Annotated in this window: 21 protein-coding genes; 9 read left to right on the top strand and 12 right to left on the bottom strand. The window is 37.5% G+C overall.

Going from position 1 to position 22714, the window contains the following annotated elements; genetic code table 11:
- Positions 1–161: 161 nt before the first annotated feature.
- Both FAZ19_RS19080 and FAZ19_RS19075 read left to right on the top strand, forming a co-directional pair.
- Positions 162–692 (top strand): DinB family protein, encoded by a 531-nt coding sequence (locus FAZ19_RS19080; RefSeq protein ID WP_136822363.1) that lies wholly within the window; start codon positions 162–164, stop codon positions 690–692.
- A 255-nt stretch (positions 693–947) separates the two neighbouring features.
- Positions 948–1406, top strand: a complete 459-nt coding sequence (locus FAZ19_RS19075; protein ID WP_136822362.1) for an EbsA family protein — start codon at positions 948–950, stop codon at positions 1404–1406.
- A 254-nt stretch (positions 1407–1660) separates the two neighbouring features.
- Here FAZ19_RS19075 and FAZ19_RS19070 read toward each other — a convergent pair whose 3' ends face one another.
- Positions 1661–2401, bottom strand: a complete 741-nt coding sequence (locus FAZ19_RS19070) for a hypothetical protein (protein WP_136822361.1) — start codon at positions 2399–2401, stop codon at positions 1661–1663.
- 332 nt (positions 2402–2733) lie between these two features.
- Between FAZ19_RS19070 and FAZ19_RS19065 the strand changes: the two genes are divergently transcribed.
- A complete protein-coding gene (locus FAZ19_RS19065; protein ID WP_136822360.1) occupies positions 2734–3504 on the top strand; it encodes a nucleotidyltransferase domain-containing protein in 771 nt (256 codons plus the stop codon).
- Complete coding sequence (locus FAZ19_RS19060) at positions 3482–4540, top strand: DNA polymerase beta superfamily protein (protein ID WP_136822359.1); 1059 nt, start codon at positions 3482–3484, stop codon at positions 4538–4540. Before FAZ19_RS19065 ends, FAZ19_RS19060 begins: the two co-directional genes overlap by 23 nt.
- 158 nt (positions 4541–4698) lie before the next feature.
- Here FAZ19_RS19060 and FAZ19_RS19055 read toward each other — a convergent pair whose 3' ends face one another.
- The 3 genes from FAZ19_RS19055 to FAZ19_RS19045 all read right to left on the bottom strand — a co-directional run bounded on the left by FAZ19_RS19055 (position 4699) and on the right by FAZ19_RS19045 (position 6303).
- Positions 4699–5238 carry a hypothetical protein gene (locus FAZ19_RS19055; protein WP_136822358.1) on the bottom strand — a complete coding sequence of 180 codons (540 nt, stop codon included), beginning with the start codon at positions 5236–5238 and terminating at the stop codon, positions 4699–4701.
- Positions 5239–5319: 81 nt separating this feature from the next.
- Positions 5320–5739 (bottom strand): hypothetical protein, encoded by a 420-nt coding sequence (locus FAZ19_RS19050; RefSeq protein WP_136822357.1) that lies wholly within the window; start codon positions 5737–5739, stop codon positions 5320–5322.
- Between the two features lie 135 nt (positions 5740–5874).
- On the bottom strand, positions 5875–6303 hold the full coding sequence (locus FAZ19_RS19045; RefSeq protein WP_136822356.1) for a hypothetical protein: 429 nt from the start codon (positions 6301–6303) through the stop codon (positions 5875–5877).
- 288 nt (positions 6304–6591) lie between these two features.
- Between FAZ19_RS19045 and FAZ19_RS19040 the strand changes: the two genes are divergently transcribed.
- Together FAZ19_RS19040 and FAZ19_RS19035 are read left to right on the top strand one after the other, a co-directional pair.
- Positions 6592–7584 carry a hypothetical protein gene (locus FAZ19_RS19040; RefSeq protein WP_136822355.1) on the top strand — a complete coding sequence of 331 codons (993 nt, stop codon included), beginning with the start codon at positions 6592–6594 and terminating at the stop codon, positions 7582–7584.
- Positions 7585–7826: 242 nt separating this feature from the next.
- Positions 7827–8840 carry a PD-(D/E)XK nuclease family transposase gene (locus tag FAZ19_RS19035; protein ID WP_136822354.1) on the top strand — a complete coding sequence of 338 codons (1014 nt, stop codon included), beginning with the start codon at positions 7827–7829 and terminating at the stop codon, positions 8838–8840.
- Positions 8841–9020: 180 nt separating this feature from the next.
- On the opposite strand, the gene FAZ19_RS19030 is transcribed toward FAZ19_RS19035, so the two are convergent.
- The 4 genes from FAZ19_RS19030 to FAZ19_RS19015 all read right to left on the bottom strand — a co-directional run bounded on the left by FAZ19_RS19030 (position 9021) and on the right by FAZ19_RS19015 (position 10926).
- Entirely contained in the window at positions 9021–9209 is a 189-nt protein-coding gene (locus tag FAZ19_RS19030; RefSeq protein WP_136822353.1) for a hypothetical protein, read from the bottom strand.
- A 202-nt stretch (positions 9210–9411) separates the two neighbouring features.
- A complete protein-coding gene (locus FAZ19_RS19025) occupies positions 9412–10059 on the bottom strand; it encodes a hypothetical protein (RefSeq protein WP_136822352.1) in 648 nt (215 codons plus the stop codon).
- A gap of 25 nt (positions 10060–10084) precedes the next feature.
- The gene (locus FAZ19_RS19020; protein ID WP_136822351.1) at positions 10085–10279 is read right to left on the bottom strand and encodes a hypothetical protein; all 195 of its coding nucleotides are present in this window, start codon (positions 10277–10279) and stop codon (positions 10085–10087) included.
- 176 nt (positions 10280–10455) lie between these two features.
- Entirely contained in the window at positions 10456–10926 is a 471-nt protein-coding gene (locus tag FAZ19_RS19015) for a hypothetical protein (RefSeq protein ID WP_136822350.1), read from the bottom strand.
- A 727-nt stretch (positions 10927–11653) separates the two neighbouring features.
- On the opposite strand from FAZ19_RS19015, the gene FAZ19_RS19010 reads away from it, so the two are divergent.
- Together FAZ19_RS19010 and FAZ19_RS19005 are read left to right on the top strand one after the other, a co-directional pair.
- Positions 11654–12223 (top strand): Crp/Fnr family transcriptional regulator, encoded by a 570-nt coding sequence (locus tag FAZ19_RS19010; protein WP_136822349.1) that lies wholly within the window; start codon positions 11654–11656, stop codon positions 12221–12223.
- A gap of 100 nt (positions 12224–12323) precedes the next feature.
- Positions 12324–12851, top strand: coding sequence for a DinB family protein (locus FAZ19_RS19005; RefSeq protein ID WP_136822348.1), 528 nt, complete (start codon positions 12324–12326; stop codon positions 12849–12851).
- A gap of 41 nt (positions 12852–12892) precedes the next feature.
- On the opposite strand, the gene FAZ19_RS19000 is transcribed toward FAZ19_RS19005, so the two are convergent.
- Positions 12893–14029, bottom strand: a complete 1137-nt coding sequence (locus tag FAZ19_RS19000) for a TlpA family protein disulfide reductase (RefSeq protein ID WP_169305705.1) — start codon at positions 14027–14029, stop codon at positions 12893–12895.
- Positions 14030–14328: 299 nt separating this feature from the next.
- Between FAZ19_RS19000 and FAZ19_RS18995 the strand changes: the two genes are divergently transcribed.
- A complete protein-coding gene (locus FAZ19_RS18995) occupies positions 14329–15675 on the top strand; it encodes a MutS-related protein (RefSeq protein ID WP_136822346.1) in 1347 nt (448 codons plus the stop codon).
- Positions 15676–15880: 205 nt separating this feature from the next.
- On the opposite strand, the gene FAZ19_RS18990 is transcribed toward FAZ19_RS18995, so the two are convergent.
- The 3 genes from FAZ19_RS18990 to FAZ19_RS18975 form a co-directional block, all read right to left on the bottom strand.
- Positions 15881–16270 (bottom strand): hypothetical protein, encoded by a 390-nt coding sequence (locus tag FAZ19_RS18990; protein ID WP_136822345.1) that lies wholly within the window; start codon positions 16268–16270, stop codon positions 15881–15883.
- A 245-nt stretch (positions 16271–16515) separates the two neighbouring features.
- Positions 16516–21159, bottom strand: a complete 4644-nt coding sequence (locus FAZ19_RS18985) for a DUF3320 domain-containing protein (protein ID WP_136822344.1) — start codon at positions 21157–21159, stop codon at positions 16516–16518.
- An 828-nt stretch (positions 21160–21987) separates the two neighbouring features.
- Positions 21988–22704 carry a hypothetical protein gene (locus FAZ19_RS18975; protein ID WP_136822343.1) on the bottom strand — a complete coding sequence of 239 codons (717 nt, stop codon included), beginning with the start codon at positions 22702–22704 and terminating at the stop codon, positions 21988–21990.
- Between the last annotated feature and the right edge of the window lie 10 nt (positions 22705–22714).

The following is a 22714-nucleotide window of genomic DNA, read 5'->3' as shown; positions in this document are numbered from 1 at the left end:
TTTACATATACCAGCGCGAGCTGCGATAGAATAGTTGAACCCGTCTTGTCAGGATTGATAAGTTAGTTGTCGTTTCATGAATAGTAATTTCTTTCTACTTATGACACACAGTTGTCACAGCACCATTTTATTTTTGTTAGATTATATAAAAATGCGAAAAAATGGACAACAAAACAATTACAGAAATTCTGGCTTCACAGTATAAGGCAAGTCTTGGTATGCTTCGACAAGCGGTGGGAAAAGTTCCTGACGAACAATGGAATAATGATGAATACAACAATCCAAACTGGCAAATTACCTATCACGTTTTGTGGGCAACAAGGTACTATTTGGGAGCAAACAACGAAAGTTATGTTCCCTTCGAGAATGCTATAGAAGGAGCAGAAAGCCTTGGCGGTTTGCAGGACTGGGAAAATGTTAATGAAGGTATAAAAGTTGAGGGATTTCATACAAAAGGAGAAGTATTATCTTTTGTCGACAAGGTGACAAACAATTTGAAGACTACTATTGAGGCACTTCCTCTTAACGATAAATCAGGCTTTGAATGGTATCCATATACCCGATTGGAGCTTCATATAAATAACATAAGGCATATCCAACATCACACAGCGCAAATCATTGAGCGCTTAAAAGCAAAAAGGATAACGGGATTTTCCTGGTGGGCAGACGAAAATCAACCGCAGGGATGGTAACAACAATGACCCGCTAATAACTAAGTTTTCGTCTTGCTCGCAGGGCTAAAGATGAAAACTTAGTTATTGTAGCCAGTTTTTTTAGTCGCTTGGTAGCTTTCACTATCGATTCAGTTACTGATATGTATGGGTTCCATTCAACTTCACAACTTTCAATTTACTATTTTTACAGGAACCTTCTACGCAATTCGGATATACAGAATGGTTCGTGATATACAATTGCGGTAGTAACGTAGTTCTACTTAAGCTATAAAAATGAAACTGAAGACAGATTACAGAAAAATAAAAGCTATTCTGATTATAGGAGTCGCACTTTGTCTATGCGCTGTTATAACTTACCTGAAATTTGAAGGGATCGGCAAGGATTTTTGGACTTGGCTCCTTTTTGTATTGGGCTTTCTATTCATTGCAATCGGATTGCTAGTAAGGAGTGAATTTACATTAACGGATACATATTTAGAAGTAAATAATATGCTCGGATGGAGTAGGAGAAGAATAAACCTTTCCGACATACAAAGAACTAAAACTATAGATAAACAATTCCCCATGACAGCCTATTTGAATAACCCCATATGGCTGATTTTAACAGACAAAAAGTTTAAAAGAATTAAAAAGTTTAAGCTTTTTAGCAATAAAGGTAAATTATTCACGATTGACGGACATCTTCTTATTGACAGCGATTATGAACACCTCAAGAAAAAATTGAAAAAGTAAGGTACAACAACGACAAACATTCTCGGACGCAGTTCTAAAAGGCTTCTCTAGAATTAAATATATAAACTATATGGGTAATTTAAGAACAAATGATCGCTTCTCAGTTCCGTTCAACTAAGTTTTGATCTCTGGTCGCAGACAAGACGAAAACTTAATTATTGTCTGCTGTGGTTGTCATTTAGAAGTTTCCATATATTCAGGAATAGTCACAATGATTTTTATGTCAGAACGCAATGCAGATTTAATCAAAGGTATTAATCGAATGGTGCAAATGCTGCTATTTTCCATTTTTTGTCTATTTTTCTGATTACCAATTTTGGTGCAGCTACATGAATTAGCGTACCCATCTTTACGTAGCCTTCAATTCTTTTATCAATGGTATTGATTTTTGTAAATTCCGAATTTGTGAATTCATGGTCGATTTCCACGATGTCATAGTTCAAAGTAGCAATTTTTAAAGAATTTGTTCTAGGTTGTTCATAAACTGTTACATCAGATGAAATGCACACAGCTGTAGAATACCAGTCGAAGTCGTATGTGTGTTTATTAAAGGCTTTCTCAGACTGAGCATAGGGGATGCAAAAATATTCACCATCATTTTCCCAGGTTCCGCCCATAGTTAATATTTGGTCAAGAGTTTTCCATAATTCAGATTCCTCAGGTCGGTCAAGCTTCCAGTTTTTAGAAAATTCAATTACTCCATGAATGCCCCCGCCATAACTTACCGTGATTGCAGTATCCAATGACTTAAACAATTCGGAGGTGTCTTTTTCTGAAACAATTTTCTTCAGTTTATCTATAAATGCAACTAAAGTTGGGTCGCCACCACTTTCATCAATTGGCAAGATCTTATAATCGTTTTGCCCTATTTCCATCGAAGAGGGCTGTTTGTTTAACTTATTTGTGTCTACCAGCGTGCTATTGTCCACTCTGTTTTTATTATCACCACAACCCATAAAAGTCAAAGCAAATAATACGTAAAATATTCTTCTCATGTTCGCCTTATATGGTCATTGGCATCTATCATCTCCACTCTATTGGAGCTGCACAGTACTATCAATTAATAATTTGCCTCCCCTAAAATTACTAAAAGCGCAGGCATAAAACAATGGAAATCTACAGTATTACGCAATCTAACTGCGTACTTGAAACTTTGTAATGCTTTGATTTTATTCTTTTTTAAATTTAATGGGCTGTTTTTTAGTTCGTTGCATGCTTTTTCTTATTGTTTTTTAATTGCGCAAAAAGGCTGCGTCATCCTGTACTGATCTTTGTGGTGTTCCAATCTATAGATTAGAAAATTAAAAATGTTAAAACTTTAATTGGTATGGAAGATAAGATAATAGACAAACTGAATGAAATTGCTCGAGCAGAAAATGTGACAATATTGTTTGCTTGCGAATCCGGAAGCAGGGGATGGGGATTTCCTTCTGTAGACAGTGACTACGATGTAAGATTTATTTTCGTCAGGAATATGGAAGATTACTCTTCGGTCTTCTTGCCAGATATGGATCTGAAATTCCCGATCAATGGCGAACTTGACGTATCAGGATGGGACATCAAAAAAGTGCTGACCTTATTATTTAAAAGCAATGCTACACCCTTCGAATGGATACAATCACCGATCGTCTATCACGAGGAGAAAGGTTTCAAAATAAGTTTTTTAGAGCAGATTGAAAATTTTTTCTGCGCCCGTAGGCAGGTACATCATTACTTGGGCACGGTTCGAAGCAAGATGATGGATCTTGATCGCAAGACCATCAGGTTGAAGTCGCTATTTTATATATTGAGATCATTATTGGCGGCTGAATGGAGTATTGTCCATAATTCGTATGCTCCAATGGCATTTGAGGATTTAGCGGTCTTATTGCCCGATAATATCAAAGACGAGATAAAAGCACTTTTGTCTTTAAAAAGTAGGGTAGACGAGCGCTTCGAGTACAGGTTGTCCCCGGCTATAAAATCATATATAGGCGAGCAGTTTCCATATCTTGTACGAGAAGCGAAACTTCTTCCCATAACCCAATTTGAAAAGCAGAAGTTAGAAGAATATTTGAAATTTACACTTTATAGCCATGACTATCAAAGAACTCCGTGACCAAGGTTTAATACTATTTGAAGCTATAGTGGGAAGCCGGGCATATGGCCTTGCAACGACCGGGTCAGATACAGATATCAAAGGCGTATTTTATTTGCCGCGCGATCAGTACTTTGGCAGCCAATATATTGCGCAGGTCAACAGCTCAAGCAATGACGAGGTATATTACGAACTGGGACGCTTTGTGGAACTGCTGTCTAAGAGCAATCCCAATATATTGGAACTTTTAGCAAGTCCGGCGGAGTGCATTTTGTACAAAAATCCCATTTTCGAATCGTTTCGGGTAGAAGATTTTATTACACGAGAAACCGTATCGACATTCGCACGGTATGCGATGGTCCAGATCCGCAAAGCACAGGGATTAAATAAGAAAGTCAACAATCCTATGGATCCAAAGCGAAAGAGCTTAATAGATTTCTGCTTCATACTGGAGGGCAACGACAGTATACCATTGAAAGAATGGTTAAGGCTAAGAAAGTGGAAACAGGAGGGTTGCGGATTGACCAAGATAAACCATACCAGAGATTTGTATGCTTTATTTTACGATCCCATCGGTAATTTGGAGTACAAAGGAATTATTGCTAAATCGGGAAGTCAGGAGGTATCCTGCACATCGGTTCCCAAGAGCGAAGTCCTACAGGCCTATCTTTTTGTAAATCAAGATGCCTATTCTTCGTATTGCAAAGCTTATAAAGAGTACTTTGATTGGGTTGTTCGACGCAATGAAAACCGTTTCCAAGGAACTTTGAAACATGGGCAAGGTTACGATGCGAAGAACATGATGCATACGATCCGATTGCTTGAGCTAGCGAAGGAGATATTGCTAGATGGCATATTATCGGTAAGAAGGCCGAATAGAGAATATCTGTTAAAAATAAAAAGTGGATATTATTCATACGATGACCTTTGTCGGCAATCAGAGCGGTTAATGAAGGAAATTGATGTTCTTTCCACATCATGTACTCTACCCGAACGACCAGATTCTCGCAAGCTCGCGCAGCTTTTGGTCAGTATGAGGGAGCAGTTATATAAATAGTTTTCTCTTTGAGATCTATCGAACTAGAAAAAGTAAAGAACGCGTATAGCTGGACAATCTATTCCAACCTTAGTACTGATTGGGCCGTCGAGGTAACCACGGGTATTTCCTGATATATACAATATCGGAAATACCCTCGTTTGAACGTGTTATTATTGTCAAATGTGTTGCCGTACGATTGAAACTCCACAATCTAGTTTCTTCTTGAATTCGTTAATAAAGTCTTCCCTAAATTCCGGCCAATTCCAAAACGTAAATCCCAAGTCGCTAAAGCCCCAATCCGGTTCAAATCTATAATTGTGGATTTCAGTCTCTAGTTCGCATCGAGTACACGATAAGTTGTCACTTAGTGCCTTATTCCAAGGATCTAGATCCCAGTCGTCAAATGCTATGTTCTTATTGCAGTGTGGACAACTCAGTACGTTAATGAAGTTTTGTCCAGTGTCAAACACTTTTCGTTCTGTTACGATTTCAAGCCCATTGGTTATAAGATCAAAAGGCAACTTGTCAGGAAAAGCTGTCACTTGCTTTGCACCGTCAGAGATCGCATATCCGGTATTTGAACCTAAAATGCAGTCTGATGGTGCAGCATTAACTATGTTCATAGATAGCAGCCAGTTCAAAATTTCCTTTGCTTTGGCTTTGTTGTCCGGATAGTTTGATCGCCTCGGAACGATTGAGATACTGTGGTCACTCATTATTGGTCGAATTTAGATAGAAAAGGATATGGTTTTTACTCTGTAGCTCTTCATTAAATCGGTTGTTAAACGATACGCATATTAGCTAGTTTCTATTATATCTTCTACATTTATGTCCTTCAAAATCACAGAAATAATGGTTGCGTTTTTTTCAAGAACAATCTCAGCATCCACATGGTAAAATTCACTTCCTTGATCAGGAATCATTATACTAGTGACATTAAAATTTTCAAAGTAAATTTTTGCATTTTGATCGTCTAACTGGTTTAAAATAGTATGCCAATTATCCTCTATTTTTTTAAAATATTCAGTCTGGTAAAAGGAAATTTCCGTTCCGTTAATAGGAAATAGTAATTCGATATTTTTGCCCATTTTGGAATCAATAAATCCTTTGTAATTTTTCGTGCCGTTAAATTCAATAAAGTTAAATTTCCCGATGCTGTTAAGAACTGCATTCTCATGTTCTTTTTTTGAGGATTTAAAAAAGCTAAATATTCCCATGTTTCTTCAAGTTATTTTTGGTTACTCTTGCCAATACGTTATTGGTAATATCTTGTTATGCGGTTGGCTTCTTGTCTGTTGCACGTTTGGTGTCATTTGATAGTGTTTTATTGTTTGATTTTTGCCGTTTGCTGCTTACATTAGACTCTTTAATTTATTCTCGTTCAACTTGTAAGGCCAATGATTCTCCTCGTAAGTCTGTGAACAGAACTGTCTTAAAACGATACGAAATGGTTCAAGTATTTCTTTATCGGTTCCTTTTATTGTTATTAGCTGTATATTGTTAGCACTCCCACGATGGAGGTCTTGTATTTCAATAATTGCCAAAACGATGCTTTGTCCTGCTCTTTCAAAGTCAAAAAAATATGCTGCCGGCTCAAGCCACCAGGTTGTTCTCCTAAGTTCGTTATCTTGTAGGTTGGTAACTGTATTATAAAGTTCCTCAATCGGATCATTTAAAACGTCTGAAGCAGCAAATTCCAGATGAAAGTCCCTATGATGGATTTCCACCGGTAGCCAACCGTGTTCAGGTATACCTAATGCTATTAAAACAGAATTGTCCATTTTGCTATCGAATTTTCAACATACAGTTGCCACTAGTTTCATATTGATATGTTGCAGCAAGATAATCAAATTGTTATACAATTTTAAGTATTAGAACTCGGAAATAATTGTGATAGTATATTTACGTTTGGTTTCCGGCATTTTTGTCAGCTCTCTCATTAATATTTATAATGCAGATTTTTATTATTTTTACAAGAGGCATTTACGCAATCGGATATGCAGAATGATTAGGCATACAAAGTAACGGTAAAAGGTAGTTAGCGGTCAGGCTAAAAAATAGCATAGACAATGAAATGTGAAAGTTGTAATATAAAAGAAATTGAAGTTGAAGACCTTGCAGACGAAGGACAAAATCCTTTTCGTCTGTGTTTGTCTTGCCAGAACAGATTATTGAATAAAGCATTAAGACCTTTGGAGTTTTTCAATTTAACTGCCATTCACGGACACACTTACTATTTACACGATGACTTTTACAATTACGACACGGGAGAAGCAACACAATCGGATATTGAAGTAATTGATGCTGAAAAATTTCCATTTCCAGACATTGAGCAGTTCAAAGATGATTTAAATAGACTTATTGACTTTTCATTTGTTCAGTATTTCACGAATGCTTTTGTTATCACCGAACTTCAAAAGTTCGACAAATTGGAAGTCCTTAAAAGACTTAAAGAAAAGGTAGATTACAATCGTGCTATCAATTACAAAGCCTATGAAATTGCTGGAAAGGTAGTCGGGAAGACAGCAGAAGAGTGGATAAAGAAAGAATGGGCTAATAGACGAGAAAATGAACTTCAACTATTTGCAGAGCCAATCGCAAAGTGTGTGGATTTTGACGACGCATTTAAAATTCTTAAAACAGAACTTGAAAGCGGAGACGACAAATTTTTAACCGAAAATGTTTCTGCACTACTCTATTTTCAAAGCGACAAGACACTTGACTGGATAGAAGAAGTTAGTGAAAGAATAAAAAATATTTCTTCAAGTTGGGGGCAACTTGCTGCAAGTTCACAGTTTACTTGGGAAAGAGCAAATAATTGGCTGACAATCGGACGGCCTTTGAGTTTGATAGCACTTGACAGCTTGATTTATTGCACTACAAATGGAAAAAGGTTAAATCAATCTCTTTGGTTACGAAAATTGAACCCAAGACTAGTTGACAATCCGAGACCTGAAGTCATTGCTAATAGGCTTAGAAATTATTTGACTGTTGATAGTGTTCCAAGAACCAAAAATGCGGTAGAAACAATTATCGAGAATGTGTTTGAAGCGACAGAATAAAGAAGCCTGAACTCCCTAATAAGGAGGAACCGGTAGTCCACCTATTTACTCTTACATGCTCCATCTATAGCCTCCTGTTGTTAATCATACCTAATCTTTACACTTTTTAAATCCGTAGTTATAATATAGCCGTTTTCAAACGCTTATAAACGACTATAGTCGTTTATAATACGGCTAATATTTTTAGTTTTTTAGATGTTTGCTTTATCATTTATTTATGTTAACGTAAACACTATTTAATTATGAAAGAGCTAGAAAATCCCGTATTTATTGATCCTACCACCGATGAGGGGTTCAAACGGTTATTTGGCGATAAGATTAACCTTATCAATTTTCTCAACATCATTTTCCGGGGCCGCAAGGTCATTGTCGATCTCACCTACCGTGATACCGAGCGGGTCGGGGCAGCAGAAGATATCGGTACGGTTATCTTCGATCTGATGGTCGAGACCAGTACGGGGCAGGAGATCATCATCGAGATGCAGACCAGCCGGCATTCGAATCTCAAGAAGCGGATGCTATATTATGCGAGCAAGGTTATTTCGGACAAAGCGCCCCATGGCGATCGTAGAGGCTGGGCATACTCCCTTCCAGAAGTATATACCATTGTACTGATGGATGGCTTCCATATGCCCGATAGCAGCAGTAGGGGTCATTTACATGATATCTGCCTGTGCGATAGAGACTCGGGAGAAATATTTTACGAAGGATTAGGATTTATTTACATGGAACTCATTAACTTTGTAAAAGGCGAAGCAGAGTTGGAGAGCGAGCTGGACAAGGTATTCTTTATGCTCAAGAATATGTCCAGGTTAAAGAAGCTACCCCGTATACTGAATTCGGGCGTTTTCCAGCGATTTTTCCAGCTGGCGAGCTACGCAAAATTGACAAAGGAGGAGCGATATATGTATGATATCAGTTTAAAGCGCAAATGGGATGCTGAAGCCGTCCGGCAGGCACAAGAGGAAGACAGGCAGGAGTTGTTGACGAAGCAGCAGGCACTGGAGGCGCAAAGGCAAGCTTTAGAGGCGGGACGACAGGCCTTAGAGCAGAGTAAGCAAGCGTTAGAGCAAAAGCAGCAGGAATTAGAAGAGGCGCATGTGTTAAATTTAGCCCAGGCTAAAAAGGAAGCACTTTCTGAAGGCGAGCGTAAAAAGGCTATTGAATCTGCTCGAACAATGAAGAATGATGGACTTCCTCTAGAGCAGATAATCCGTTTTACGGAACTTTCTGCGGAAGACATCGAGAAGCTCTAAGTCCTTACTATCGAAGGAGTAGAGGAGTTGAATTTACTAGCGTTCTGAATCAGGACGCTTTTTTTATGCCCAACACTAGAACTTTTAGAAAGTTACTTATCATAGCTTGAACCTACGACGAGCGTGTAACTCACACCCTTGGTTATCTATTTTTTAGCTAATGGATTTCACCTTAAAATCTTAATAAACATTGTGATTTATCACTGCTGCAATTAATCCAACAACAGTAGCTAATAAAGCGGTGATCTTTATAGCTTGCGATCGATCCTTTGATAATAAAATAGCAAAAATGCCAACCAGTGGAGCTGTAAGAAAGGCAATATCCAAAATACCGCCTTCTCTTTCTCTATTGTTTTTGTTACTGTTCATATTAATTTATTTTACCTTCACCATATCGATATTTCGCTTCTCGCTTTCAATAATACTATCGGCATAAACATACGATAGTCTGCAAGATAAGAAATCCAGACCAATTATAAAATAGTTTAGCTAGTAGACTAAACAAACGCGGAGCTAGACCGATAGTAGCATGTTCCTACGAAGTAAAACTTGGTTATTAGCTGTAGTTAATTTAATCTGAAACAATTTTCATTTCAACAATGATATAATGCTCCACCTTATATTTGTCCCACCATTTGTCAGGTGCGACACCGTCTGCCGTTAATGCACAGTAAAACAAATAACCAGGCTGATTGGGATCTTCGTACGGCAATGAATAAACAAATAAAGGAAGCATTGTGTTAACAGGGATGCTTTTATAGGATTCATTTGTCACTAGCCCATCCCGAAGGCTATAGTCGTCTCGTACAATCCGTTTATAATTCTTTGAGAACTGTACCCCTAATAAATTATAATGAAAAGTTATACTGTCACCCTTAGGTTTTGTTACTAAAGATAGGACAGTAGTAGAATCTATATTCTTGAATTTAAGGTATTCCTTTGCAAAATCTTGGGAAACTAACGTGTCTTTTTTAATGAGGACTCCTTTTACGTATTCCATGGTTGTAAAAAGCAGATATGGGTTTCCCTCCAATTGCTTGTTTTGAAATGTTACTTTATAATAATCTACCTGTTCTATGTCCATAAGCATTTTTAACTCCTCGTTTTTGAAGCCGTATTCGGCTTTAACGCTGATGCTATCCATAGTCTGGCCGTTGGATTCGAACGATAATATGTTAGTCGTTATAAGGAATAGAATAATCAATCTTGTAAAATTCATTTTATTTTATTGGTTTAATAGTGGATTAGTTGTAATCATTTGCATTTTTATATTTTTGCTTTACCGGTTCAATTAAGCACTTTGTTAAATCAAGTCCGAAAACATTTTTAATGTAGGATTCTGCCGTCAATTCTTGAATTATTATCTCTTTAATTTCTTTTGCCGTCATTATACTATTTCTTAATGCTTCATTTACACATTTGCCGTGTACACTAACCATTTTTTAGGTGTTTTCGGAAGCTTTTACCATCCGACTCCGCTATCTATTTCTGTCGCAGATAAATAATATGTTTTTTCATCTGGCATCCATCGTTACCGCCTTTGCGGGAAATGCTCAATGGAAGCACTTAAGTCGCCATATTGCCAAACCGCTGCTCTAGGCAGTGATTTTCGTCTTCATATCATTTCTGCTTGTCCAATTTGCCTTGGGCCCTCGTGTATCCACCAAATTCGCCCTTTGTCTAGATACTTTTCAATTGGTTGATTAATTAGAAAGCGAACTGTTACCTCTCTTTTTTCTCCAGGCTCAATTGTCGGTTTGCCTTCAAATATTATGTCGCCAATATATGTCTGCAATAATTGCCCGTTGTCGCTGTACTCAAATACATGATTTGGTCTATATCCACTAGTAAATCCAGTCTGACGTCCACCATCTTCTGTCGTTTTGAGTTTTAATTTTGCTTTAACAGACAAGAGTCCTTCATTATTTTCATATTCCAAATCTCTTACACTGGTCAAGGTATATTTATCATAAGCCATGATGTCAAATACTTTTGATTGTCCGGTGTCAAGCCAGCGTTTGTATATGAGATTTCCATTCATATACAAATACAGTTCGTTTCCTTCTATTTTCTTTAATATTGCCATGTTCTATGACTGCCTATAACTACTTTTTTACCGCAACTCCCTTCGCAAGAAAATCTCTATATTCGCATTGCGTCAAAAAGTATTGTAATATAATGAAAACTTGTAATATAACGCGGTGTAGCATTTTAATAATGCGCTAGGCAGCGCCAGCTGAGACAAGAGATGGAGATTACACGCATACATATTCCAAGTATGAATACGGCCTTGCTGACCCCTTCATTGCGTTATTAGCCAAGCTTGCCCATTACTATGGAGTTACTTTGGATGGGCTGATACTGGATGAGCTGCGTGAAGCATATTGATAAAAAGCAATAATTCTAAGTATAAACGACGTGGGGCGTTTTATCTTGTTTTTCCACTTGCGAACGCAGTGTATTCGCAATTGAGCTGGAGCTAGTATAATCATTCATCAGACTTGATCATTGGGTTTGTAAATATTTAATTTTCAGATATATAAAATATATTATTTTTTTAAAAAATATTTATAGAGTGAAAGAATATTAATTTTTACTTGTTGATTAGAGATAAAGCCTTTATATTCGAATCACTGAAAAGCTAACTGGTTTTAAGCCGTTTTAATAACGTGAAAATATAAAATCCTAGATTCATCCTGTTCTTGATTAGTTTTTTATTATGATGAATTTCTAAGACCAATTCCATAAATCTTCAACAGCTATGTAAGAAAATGATATCTTTATTGCTACGGTGAAAATCAAATATTAGACAATTGGATAGGATAGGTAAACATATTGCTTCTCTTTTTAAACTAAGCGAAGAACAGGTCTCTATTTTTCTTTCAGCATTCTCACGGGAAGAACTAAAGAAAAATGACGTTTTTATGGAAGAAGGGAAGATATGCAATAAAGTAGGGCTAATTGAGAGCGGATTGATGAAATGCGTATTCCACAAACATGGTGACGAAATAATATTCGAATTCGCATTTGAGAATAATTTTATTTCAGATTATTACAGTTTTGTAACGGATACGCCATCTGCAAAAGAAATTAAATGCATAGAAGATACTACGGTGTATGTCATCACAAAAGATAGGTTGAATAAGCTCGGTAGAAGTCATCCCTTTATAGAAGGCATTAGTAGGCAAATGAATGAAAAATTGTTTTTAAGAATGCATGATAGGCTGAAATCATTTCTATTAGATACAGCCTCGGAGCGATACATGAAACTAATGTCCGAAAGATCAGATCTAGTGCAGCGAATACCCCAATATCTTATTGCCTCCTATTTGAATGTTAAACCCGAAACCATAAGCCGAATTAGGAAAAAAAATACGCTGTAGCGTCTTTATTGATCAAGGTCAACGAATTACCCTTTACAGTTTGCTAGTTTTGTATTGTACTTAAGGCTTTATTTTAGAGCTATAATTTTCAATGCATTATATGAATCAAATCGAAACTTTAGTAAAACAGACCAAGGATGCCTATGATTGGGCTAACAAGTTGATCAGTTCTATTCCGCATGATAAATGGGATAATATCCCAGAAATCATCGAGTCCAATGTGAGCTGGCAAGTAGGACACCTTATTATGAGCCATTATTACCATTCAATCATGGTGATAGCAGGTCACCATATGGATATTCTCCAAAAAATACCCATAAAAGAGTATGATAAATTTTTTACCGACGCAACTCCATATAAATCATTGGGGAAAGCAAATCCTGTGGATTTGCAGCGTTATTTGACGCTTGTCCAAACCAAATCTGTTGAGATCATCATGTCGCTAACCGGAAAAGATCTAGAAAGCGAACTGCACCCCACTGAAGTACCACATCCCATTGCGATAACTAAATTTGAAGCATTGGATTGGAATATAAAACATACTATGTGGCACTGTGGTCAATTAGGCGTGTTGAAGAGAATTGTTCATGAACGTTATAATTTTGGACTAAAGAATAAGAACAGATAGGTGTTGTAACTCCACTGGAATACTTCGTTACATGCCGGCCACTATTTGTCGTTTATGATCGCAGTTAGCGCATCTATATTTAATTCACCTCCCACTTTTCTGTAGACAATTTTACCAGTCTGATCTATTAAGACGATTGTGGGAAAAGCTTCAATACCATACAAGCGAGACAGATCTTTCTTTTTATCCAGCACGTGGGTCCAGACCATTTCTTTCTCTCGCACGATTTGTTCAAATATCACAGAATCTTTATCAGATGAAATACTGATCATCTCCAGTATATCCGTTGATAATGCAGACCTCAGGTTCTTCAGTGCAGGCGTCTGTTTCAAACATGGCACACACCAGGTAGCCCAAAAATCAAGCAATACATATTTTCCTTTGAAGTTATTTAACGTCAATTGATCCCCCTCTGTGGAAGTAGCCGTAAAATCGGGAGCATCTTTATTTAGACCAATGGGATTTATTCTCACTTGTAAGGATTGGGCGAGCGCTTGCCCCTCTTCCGTAGACCGGAATTCGGAAGGGAAAGTCGCATTCAAATAAGATAACAGCTCTGAAAAATAAGCCGGGTCATCTTTAATAAAGGTTGTTGCGTAACCAACGTGATCCGTAAAATAGATGAAAGAAAAATAATTGGAGGCATTATCGCTGAGTAGAGGGTGTACTTTTGAAAAAAGCATCTTAATCCGGTCGGAATGCAAATTTTTGATTGAATCGTCTTTTGTTAACTGGTCCGAATGGCGATCCCACAAATTTTTTATAGACGACCATTCCTTTATAGTTACCTCTCTTAACTTACTATATAACGGATTCGTCAGGGTATCATAGAAATTAATAACATTTTCATTATGGCTATACGCTAATGAAGAATCACTATGTATAATATTTATTACAGCTGGTTTATCATTTATATGAAGAACAAATGAATTATCGCCATGTCGCTGGGTAACCTGGATCTTAGCTAAATGTCCATATAAAGGTTCCCGCAGAATCAAAGCCCGATCTTTGATGCGGTCATTTACTAGATGTACGTCTATTCCATCCAAGTAATGTATTACCACATTTTTTTCGTCGACAGCAGTATCGATAAATATTCTTAAATCGGTGGTCTGGGCACAAAGGGCCTGGCTCAATAACAATAAACAGATAAGAGCTCTAAAGATTTTAGCTGACATACACATTGCGGATATCTCTCATGATAATTATAGTTGTCTTATTTAAACCGTTGCCATTCAATTAATAGCGGTTAGCAATCCGTATCTAATATACGTATTTAAATTGATTGGATGCGGACTTCTGTTAGACAAGTTGCGGCATAAATTAGCGGTAAACGACGAGCAACTGTCGACCGAGATACAATAGAAACGCTGGGTCATTAGGTAAAGAAGAGTGCATTTGTAGGTTAAGAAATAATACCTAAATTAGATCGAAAATTAAAAAGAACTGTTTTATAACCCGATACTTCCGTTGGAATATGTTTCTAATTGATCAACAAACACTCTCCGATTTAAATGCTATTGAGCGCAGCGATAATGGACTGTGGAATTTTTTTGACCATACGGTAACAGTGGAAGGACGGTATACCGTGTATAGATATTTTCTCAACCCGTTAAAGAGCATTGAAGAAATCCGGAATCGTCAGGAAGCCATAATATATCTGGCCGAAGCAGATGTAGACTTTCCTTTTGATAAATTTATGATGGATGACCTTGAACGATACCTAAGTCTACCTAATGAACCGTATTCAGAAAACTATTTCTCATATTATTTAGAAAAATTGTCTGCAAATATGTTTTCGCTCAGTAATAAAAGAATACGTCAGACAATTAGACGCTCTGTGTGCGAGATCGCCATGTTGATCAGGTATCTATCAGAACTTCTTGAATCTGCGGTCAGACAGGGGAGGCCCGTTGGTGTGCTCAACCAGTTCAGAGAAGATGTTCTCAGGTTAACGGAAGGCCTCGATGTTGACGAGTTAAAAAAAATATCCATCGAAGACATTCCGCTTACTTTGCTCATAAAATATGATTATAAATTTAGGAATTTAAAAAAGAACCAAGTAAAATCAATTTTTGCCATTCTTTACGAATTGGATGCACTGAGAGGGATTTCGATATCTTTTATACAACGGCAAATGATTTTTCCGACCTTCCACCATGAGAATGAACCGGATATGATGTTGCAAATAGAAGGGCTCTATAATCTCTTTATCGATAACCCAATAAAAAATGATATAGCCATACGGCGGGAAAAAAATATCTGGTTCTTGACAGGAGCAAATATGACCGGAAAATCTACCCTTTTAAAAACAGTAGGCACCTGCGTGTATCTGGCCCACCTTGGCTTCCCCGTGCCCGCGTCGAGAATGAATACACAATTTTTTGATGGTTTGCTGACAACTATTAACCTTGCGGATGATATAATCGCCGGCCACAGTCATTTTTTTAGTGAAGTACTGCGTATTAAAAAAATAGCGAATACCTTGTCAGAAAAGCAGCGGATGGTCATTATTTTAGACGAAGCGTTTAAGGGAACTAACTATAACGATGCGTATCAGGCAACACTTACACTTATCGAACATTTCGAAAACATGAAGAGTTCCATTTTTTTTATATCATCTCATATTACAGAGCTGAGTTCAGCCATAGATAAAGATCGCGTCGAATTAAGCTATTTGAAGACCGAAACGAATGATGAAAGTAATATCAAGTTTACTTATCAATTAGTTTCAGGCGTAGCCGAAGAGAAGTTAGGGATGTGGCTTCTACAGCGGGAAAAGATATTTGAAACTTTGAAATCAATCGGTACTAGGGGGAATTGAATGTTTTATGGTAAGTTCAACTTTATACACATTATTTGACACCTCGTCTTTATAGCTTAACACCGCCATCTGGATTTTTTTCAGCTGGCTGTTTTTGTTCAATTCCCATTGCTCAATCGCATATCAGTACCGAAGTTGAATAAAAACACGAAGCTTCAAATTTAACGTAATTCCGCTTAATGCCAAGCTCCGATTGTTTGCCGTTTTATTTATACATTTCCAATGCGTACTTAACATTGTCGTTATTCGTTTTTTTTAATTTTTCCAATGCTTCATTCGATTTCTTTGAATCAATTGTTTTCAATGCGTGTATACATTTTCTCAAAGTAGATTCCAACTCGTCATCATACCATCTGAAAATTTCTTTATTCATAGCAATATTGAATATTGGTTCAACAAATCGGTCATCTTTTAAATTTGCTAAATAGATGATATTTACTAAATCTTCGTGTTGACTATGCCACATACCTATGAGAGCTTTTTCAATCAAATAGTATAAATTGGAATCAATCTCATTTGATCGTCTATAATCAAGACATTTTATTAAGTCTTGTTCACTTTCATTTTCTACTGCTTGTTGTAATTCATCTCTCATTTATTGTATTTTCAAGTGATTTTATGCGTACTCCTTTTGTCATTCATTCCGAAGTTATTTAGTTCTAAATACAGCTAATTAAAATAATATTACATGCCTGCGTCATTACACCTGTAATTAGGTATTAGCTACTAATCATTGATTACGCCCCAAATATTGATTAACATTTCTTGTTAGTACAAACCGATAAGTAGTTAAAATCGTGATAGAATTCAAAGCACCTAGTTCGACATACCAACATCACATTATTTTTGTTTTAAAAAATCACCATCCTGTACTAAAATTTCTTTTTTAACAGCATCTTGTATGCTTGAAAGCAAATGAGTTCGCATTTCCTCAGTAACCCGAGAAAAGCCAAAAAATTTAGCTAGCATTACAGTTGCATTATCCGGCTGAATTGCAATCGCATCTTTAACTATTTGTTCTAGTGCCTGATGTAGCTCCTCTGGAGCGATGTACACAAATTTTTTAGAACTGCTTGGTAAATTGCTTCTATCCCTAACGATAACATTCTTCCTTTCAGGGTGGTATAAAAATTCTCCTTTTTGTTCAATTAGTCCCGCTTGTACGGCATATCGCGTTGCGAGACTTAGACTGGTACGTACCCTACTACCAATTTTTGAAATTCCATTTGCACCTGCCATCCGTCTGGCCATTTCGTCAAAGTGCACCGGACTTTCAACAGACACTATATCTGCGATCCATTTACCTAAATTACCTTGCGAATGTAAATGCATTTCCAGCTTTGCAATATCATCAGAAAGGATAGCCATTTGATAAAGCGGAGCCTTTGAAGGTTCTTCTTCAATTCTTGTTTCACGAATTAAACCTTTCAGTTCTTCTTCAATTTCTTGCTCAACTATATCATCATGTTCCACCTGTATCTTAGCCTGTTCAATAGCATCTATAAGAAGCTGCTGCTCGTTCGCTGGATTTCGAAACCAATCTATACTCCATACATTATGTAATTTCCAACCCATTGCTTCTAGCACTTCCTTTCTTAGTCTATCACGATCCCTTGCTGATTTAGCGGATGCGTATGACTTGCCATCGCAATTAACACCTAAAAGATACCTGCCGGGATGATCCGTATCAACTACGGCCAGATCAATGTAGTAGCCGGCAGTGCCAACGTTTTGCCTTACCGTATAACCGACGTTTTCAAGGCTTTGAGCCACCAATTCCTCAAAAGGTCTGTTTGCCACCTCTATTATTTGTTGTTCACGTTCAAATTTTCCGTGTTGGGCAAAATAGAGAAAACTCTTAAGAGCTCTGATACCAAACTTGGCATTAGGTCCCGGATTAATATCATCCGCAGTGATATTGGCAAAAACATCACAACGACTCTTTGCTCTAGTAATAAGTACATTAAGCCTTCTTTCACCGCCTTCATTATTGAGAGGCCCGAAATTCATACTTAATGTACCTTCAGCAGTACGGCCATAACCTATACTAATGAAGATGACGTCGCGTTCATCACCTTGTACATTTTCAAGATTTTTTACAAAAAATGGTTCGTGACTATGTCTGCGGAAGAAATCTTCAATATCCGGATTGGTACGTCTTCTTATTTCTATAGCCGCATTTATTGCCTGCATTTGTGATGTGCTAAATGCGACCACGCCAAGTGTCTGTTTTGGAGACTTTCGTGCATGCTCAACTACAGCATCAGCAACACATTCAGCTTCCTTTATATTTGCCCTTGTTTTACCTTTGTCATAATAAGTATCTGGCAAATGGTGGAAACTTAGCCCCATCCTATATTTTGAACCGGGACTAGGAAAAACAACAAGTTTGTTTTCATAAAACTCCTGGTTAGAAAGACTGATAAGAGATTCATGACGACTTCTATAATGCCAACGGAGCATGGTTTGCGGGGCACCTTGTGCATCGCACATGCCTAGTATACTCTGCATATCAGCAGTAACATTATCCTCTTCTTCTATATCTATATTTAATTTATCAAAAAAACTGGTAGGTGGCATCTGCTTCGTATCGCCGACCACAACAATTTGTTTTCCTCTTAATATTGCGCCTAAAGCATCCACCGGTCTAACCTGACTCGCCTCGTCAAAAATAACTAAGTCAAAATCTATGCTGTCAGGAGGTAAGAAGTTTGCAATTGACATAGGGCTCATCATTATAACCGGTTTAATTGCTTGTATTGCTAAGCCAGCTTCTTTCATTAGCTTCCGTATCGGCATATGCCTTGCTTTCCTATTGAACTCTCCTCGAAGTACGTTAATTTGTCCTCCACCATCAATTTTTGGTAGATTTTGATAATGTTTTAAGGCGATATTCGCACGATTGTAATGCTGCTTAAGAAGATCTAATTTCCTGAATTTTGAAATAATCTCTTCGTGACTCGAACGTTCAAACCGCCTTAATTCAGGACTATTCATTAAAACATTCTCCAGTAGCGTATCATACCAGGACTTTTGAAGAGCTGTTTTGAGAAAACGGTGAGCGTCCTCCCAATTCACAGCAATGTCTATCAGATAATTTGCATTCTGTGATTCCATCGTTTCTTTTAAAACATTCCATTGAACAGCCTTATGCAGTTCTGAAAGGCGCTCTTTCCACGTATGAATGGTGGCCGACTGGATATCATAGTTTAAGTTTGCTAGTTGTCCATTATATTTTAGCTTATCAAATAATTTTTGAAGCTCTCCGTTTCTCACTGCATCTGCTTCGCGTAAGTTTACAAGCAATTCCGCAGACTCCTGTGACAGGTTGAATCTTTTAAGCGTATTTATAAAGCTTCTGGGGATTGCGTTTTCATTGATCTTCTGGTAAACAGTATTTAAATAGTCTATAGCTTGGCGATGATGATGCATATTGCTATTTTTTCCCTGCCAAGTAGATCCAAATATTCTCGTCAGCAATGGAGTATAATTTTCTAAGCTTTGTGAAAGCCTTTTAGCCTCCATAATTGCGTTGACATACTGCAATTTTTTTTCTAATTCCTTAGGCATTGGACTAGTCAATAAGCCAGCTAAGAGGCTAATACTTTTTTTGTAGTCACCTATTATGAATTTATACCACTTGGATCCATGTGCAATTAAATTTTGCCTTATGGACAGCACATTTTGATCCCATGCTTCTGGAATCAATATGTCATTGTAGGTATTGTAGATATCGTTAAGCTTTATCCCGGCCTCAATAGCTTCGACAATATCAGCCTTATTATTTAGCCACCCGTCATCATCAATATTATACCCTGTTAAATCTGGACATTTTTCAGCCAGTTGAAGCTGCTGCTGAATTACCTGTAGTTCTGAATTATTTGCAGGATTTTTAACAGATAGGAGATGGCTAGCTTTACCTACGATTAATTGAAAGGTTTCATCTGCCTCAATTAATTTTACAAGCATTGCCTTCAATTCCTGCTCTGCGGCAGGAAGTAGTAAGGTTAAAGCTGTTCCATAAAATAGTAATTTTTCTGGTTCGCCAATCGCTTTCAGACGGGCCTGGATTTGCTCGGCAAAGGTTTCAGCTTCCTTCATTTTTGCAGGAGTCCATGATAAAAAATCGATAGTAGAAATTTTTGGAAATTTATAATCTCCATACTCTTTTTGAATGCGGAGTAAATTTCCTATCACGTTATGCGCACTGCAACTACTATTTTGAATTTCCATGTTTATTGCCGTACAATAATCATTTAGTTCAGTTATTAGCGGCTCCAGCATCTGTATTTCATTTTCAAGGTGCTGAAGAGTCGGTTTACCCAATTCTAGCACCCCCTTTAATTCCTCATGCAGCGTTCTTTTATTAGCTTTATGGCTATGAAGTTCAAGGCATGCCATTCCTAAATGAATATTATCGAGCCTGCGTTTCACCACTTCTAGAGCAGCCATCTTTTCTGCAACAAAAAGAATCTTTTTCCCCGCTCCTAAAGCATCTGCGATTAAATTTGCAATTGTTTGCGACTTTCCAGTTCCCGGAGGACCTTGTACCACCATATGGCGGCCTTCCTTAACCCCTAGCATAGCTATCATCTGGGAGCTGTCTGCATCAACTACGGTCTGAAGTTCTACAGCTTTCGGTTCGTTATCTAATTGCGCATCTTCACTAATACGCGGCTGTGACTGACTAAAACCAGTTGTAAACAACGCCTTAATAACTTCATGATCATACGGCTTACGGTCGTCAGGCCACACTTCACTATTTAAATCATGATAAATCATGAATTTACCAAATGAGAAAAAACCGAGTTCAGCCGTGTTTTCCTGAACATTCCATAGCTGTTGATTTGTTATCCGTTGTTTTATATCGTTGAAGTATGACTCAACATCAATTTCTTCTTGATCTTCTAAGTCAGGAATACTGATATTAAACTCGCTCAACATTTTAGCTTGGAGAGAGAGGTTTGAGCCAATGTCAGCACCCGAGTACCGCAATCTAAACCTTTCACTAGCACTAGAACGTTCTAAGTAAACCGGTACTAGAAGTAATGGTGCATATCTCGGGTTTGCAGTGTTTCCTTTTTCGTACCATTCAAGCATACCGAGGGCCAGATATAGTATATTGACACCTTGCTCCTCAATACTGGTTTTCGCGAAATAATATGTATTTAAGATTTTTGTCTGAAGTTTTTCCTCGGTTTCATTTGTTTGAAGTCTGGTGTCATTATAAGCATCTTGCAATTCCGGCTCACTCAGAGCTGGCAAGTCAACCAAAGTATCCTCATCTTCTTTTCCTGGACGGCCAATAAAAGTCATGGCTTTATTTTTACGTACCAGAATATCATAAATACTTACTGATTTCTCTTGAACTATATGTAAACCTCTCGCAAGTGGTATTTTATAGTTTAATAAAGTATTGCGCATTCCGAGATCCAGTAATTCTTTTCTAGAAGCTTCGAGTTTGGAAAGTATTTCTTGTTGCATAATTAACTTAATAATGGGAACATGATCGTATTGTACTCTTTGATTGTGCGGTAAATTTCATGAGCTCAACTCTCAACCCCTTGTTAAGTTGCTTCAAGTAAGTCGTCAGTGTTATTTATAAATGTAGTTGGAACCATAGTAGGGTAATAAATGAAAGTATTTCGTTAAAAATAAACATTTTATAAATATTAACAAACATTTCAACAAATCTTATTGCAACCTTACAGCCGGAGATTTGCATCCGGTAAAACTAACTACCAGCGTTGATTATAAATGGATGATTCCATAGCAATTCTTGATTCCAGTAATCCATCTCAGGTAATTAGTTTCATTTTACGAATATGATTGTGTATTGACCTGCTGGGCCATCATCTGGTATTCATAGGAACTGCTTTCAGTGCTAAAGAATGTGCACGGGACAAAGCCCCGCGCGCCAACCTTTCAATTCGAATGTATCCGCGACATTATGCGAAATTTTACAATAATCTATCAGCAATTTCTAATTCATTCAAAACTGCTCCATTTTTTAAGTATAATTTTTTTTACCAATTTTATAATCTGTTATTATATCAAATTTATTGTTACAACTTTTTAGACGGAACATCAACGCTTTTATACCTGCAATAAAACCATCTCTCTTTGTAAGGTCAAAGACAAACTTTGAGCAGCTTTGCTTAAAAGCTTATCAAGCAGTCCTTTGCCATTACAAAATCAGGGGAACCATACCAGGAACGGAGATCATGAAGGAAGAAGTAGCCCACATGGAGATGGGCAATAAAAAGATATTATTTGGTCAAATTTTAAGTTTTATTTGGATTTAAACACAGTTCATCGCGATGTCAATTCCTGAACCGCTCGCGAAGCACCAATCGGATTATACCCCAGGGATATGCACACCCTATTCATAATTTCGGCAGTAAATACTGTCCCATACATGTCCTTGACAGGATTGCTCATATATGCATCAGCCCACTCCTTTACCTTTTCGCTTTTTAATTCGGCAACGATCTCACGTGCATCCTCTTCCGTATCTATGGGTTTTAGCAGGGACAGATTCTTCCAATGATCATCGCTAAAGTACGTGATGAAGAACAGATCCTTTGCTCTGAGATCCAAAGCCCAAAGACTGTCCAGCTCAATTTTAGTCATTCCCATCGTCAAATCTACCATCTCTATGGTGTGATCTGTAGGTTGCCTAATTGCCAGCACATGGTAGCGGTTTTCCCGGACAGGGCTGTTGGACAAAGGAATATTGTCCAAACGTTCTAACGCTAAATAGATGACGTCATTATCACGACGTATGGTGTGTATTCGGGATCTTTTAGAAGAATCCCGTGTTAATTGTGACAGATGGCCCACCTGACGCTGATCATGAATGCGTCCGTGCAAGTACAATAGGGTGTCGCCCCGCAGTTCCAAACGGCTGATCTCGCCATCGAGGATAATGAACGAATAGGGGCGTTGCAATAGCAATCCGTCGTTATTACTCTGCATAGCACACATACTAAGTCCGCAGAGGATGATAAAAAATTGAAATGTTTTCATACAATTTGTT

The organism is Sphingobacterium alkalisoli (assembly GCF_005049105.1).
Taxonomy (GTDB): domain Bacteria; phylum Bacteroidota; class Bacteroidia; order Sphingobacteriales; family Sphingobacteriaceae; genus Sphingobacterium; species Sphingobacterium alkalisoli.
The sequence above is the reverse complement of the archived record's forward strand: the minus strand, read 5'-3'. Positions and strand labels throughout refer to the sequence as shown.

What these genes read in the sequence shown, in the direction of transcription:
- FAZ19_RS19080 (WP_136822363.1), top strand. Translation starts at nt 162, where the DNA reads ATGGACAACAAAACAATTACAGAAATTCTGGCTTCACAGTATAAGGCA.
- FAZ19_RS19075 (WP_136822362.1), top strand. Translation starts at nt 948, where the DNA reads ATGAAACTGAAGACAGATTACAGAAAAATAAAAGCTATTCTGATTATA.
- FAZ19_RS19070 (WP_136822361.1), bottom strand. Translation starts at nt 2,401, where the DNA reads ATGAGAAGAATATTTTACGTATTATTTGCTTTGACTTTTATGGGTTGT.
- FAZ19_RS19065 (WP_136822360.1), top strand. Translation starts at nt 2,734, where the DNA reads ATGGAAGATAAGATAATAGACAAACTGAATGAAATTGCTCGAGCAGAA.
- FAZ19_RS19060 (WP_136822359.1), top strand. Translation starts at nt 3,482, where the DNA reads ATGACTATCAAAGAACTCCGTGACCAAGGTTTAATACTATTTGAAGCT.
- FAZ19_RS19055 (WP_136822358.1), bottom strand. Translation starts at nt 5,238, where the DNA reads ATGAGTGACCACAGTATCTCAATCGTTCCGAGGCGATCAAACTATCCG.
- FAZ19_RS19050 (WP_136822357.1), bottom strand. Translation starts at nt 5,739, where the DNA reads ATGGGAATATTTAGCTTTTTTAAATCCTCAAAAAAAGAACATGAGAAT.
- FAZ19_RS19045 (WP_136822356.1), bottom strand. Translation starts at nt 6,303, where the DNA reads ATGGACAATTCTGTTTTAATAGCATTAGGTATACCTGAACACGGTTGG.
- FAZ19_RS19040 (WP_136822355.1), top strand. Translation starts at nt 6,592, where the DNA reads ATGAAATGTGAAAGTTGTAATATAAAAGAAATTGAAGTTGAAGACCTT.
- FAZ19_RS19035 (WP_136822354.1), top strand. Translation starts at nt 7,827, where the DNA reads ATGAAAGAGCTAGAAAATCCCGTATTTATTGATCCTACCACCGATGAG.
- FAZ19_RS19030 (WP_136822353.1), bottom strand. Translation starts at nt 9,209, where the DNA reads ATGAACAGTAACAAAAACAATAGAGAAAGAGAAGGCGGTATTTTGGAT.
- FAZ19_RS19025 (WP_136822352.1), bottom strand. Translation starts at nt 10,059, where the DNA reads ATGAATTTTACAAGATTGATTATTCTATTCCTTATAACGACTAACATA.
- FAZ19_RS19020 (WP_136822351.1), bottom strand. Translation starts at nt 10,279, where the DNA reads ATGGTTAGTGTACACGGCAAATGTGTAAATGAAGCATTAAGAAATAGT.
- FAZ19_RS19015 (WP_136822350.1), bottom strand. Translation starts at nt 10,926, where the DNA reads ATGGCAATATTAAAGAAAATAGAAGGAAACGAACTGTATTTGTATATG.
- FAZ19_RS19005 (WP_136822348.1), top strand. Translation starts at nt 12,324, where the DNA reads ATGAATCAAATCGAAACTTTAGTAAAACAGACCAAGGATGCCTATGAT.
- FAZ19_RS19000 (WP_169305705.1), bottom strand. Translation starts at nt 14,029, where the DNA reads ATGTCAGCTAAAATCTTTAGAGCTCTTATCTGTTTATTGTTATTGAGC.
- FAZ19_RS18995 (WP_136822346.1), top strand. Translation starts at nt 14,329, where the DNA reads ATGTTTCTAATTGATCAACAAACACTCTCCGATTTAAATGCTATTGAG.
- FAZ19_RS18990 (WP_136822345.1), bottom strand. Translation starts at nt 16,270, where the DNA reads ATGAGAGATGAATTACAACAAGCAGTAGAAAATGAAAGTGAACAAGAC.
- FAZ19_RS18985 (WP_136822344.1), bottom strand. Translation starts at nt 21,159, where the DNA reads ATGCAACAAGAAATACTTTCCAAACTCGAAGCTTCTAGAAAAGAATTA.
- FAZ19_RS18975 (WP_136822343.1), bottom strand. Translation starts at nt 22,704, where the DNA reads ATGAAAACATTTCAATTTTTTATCATCCTCTGCGGACTTAGTATGTGT.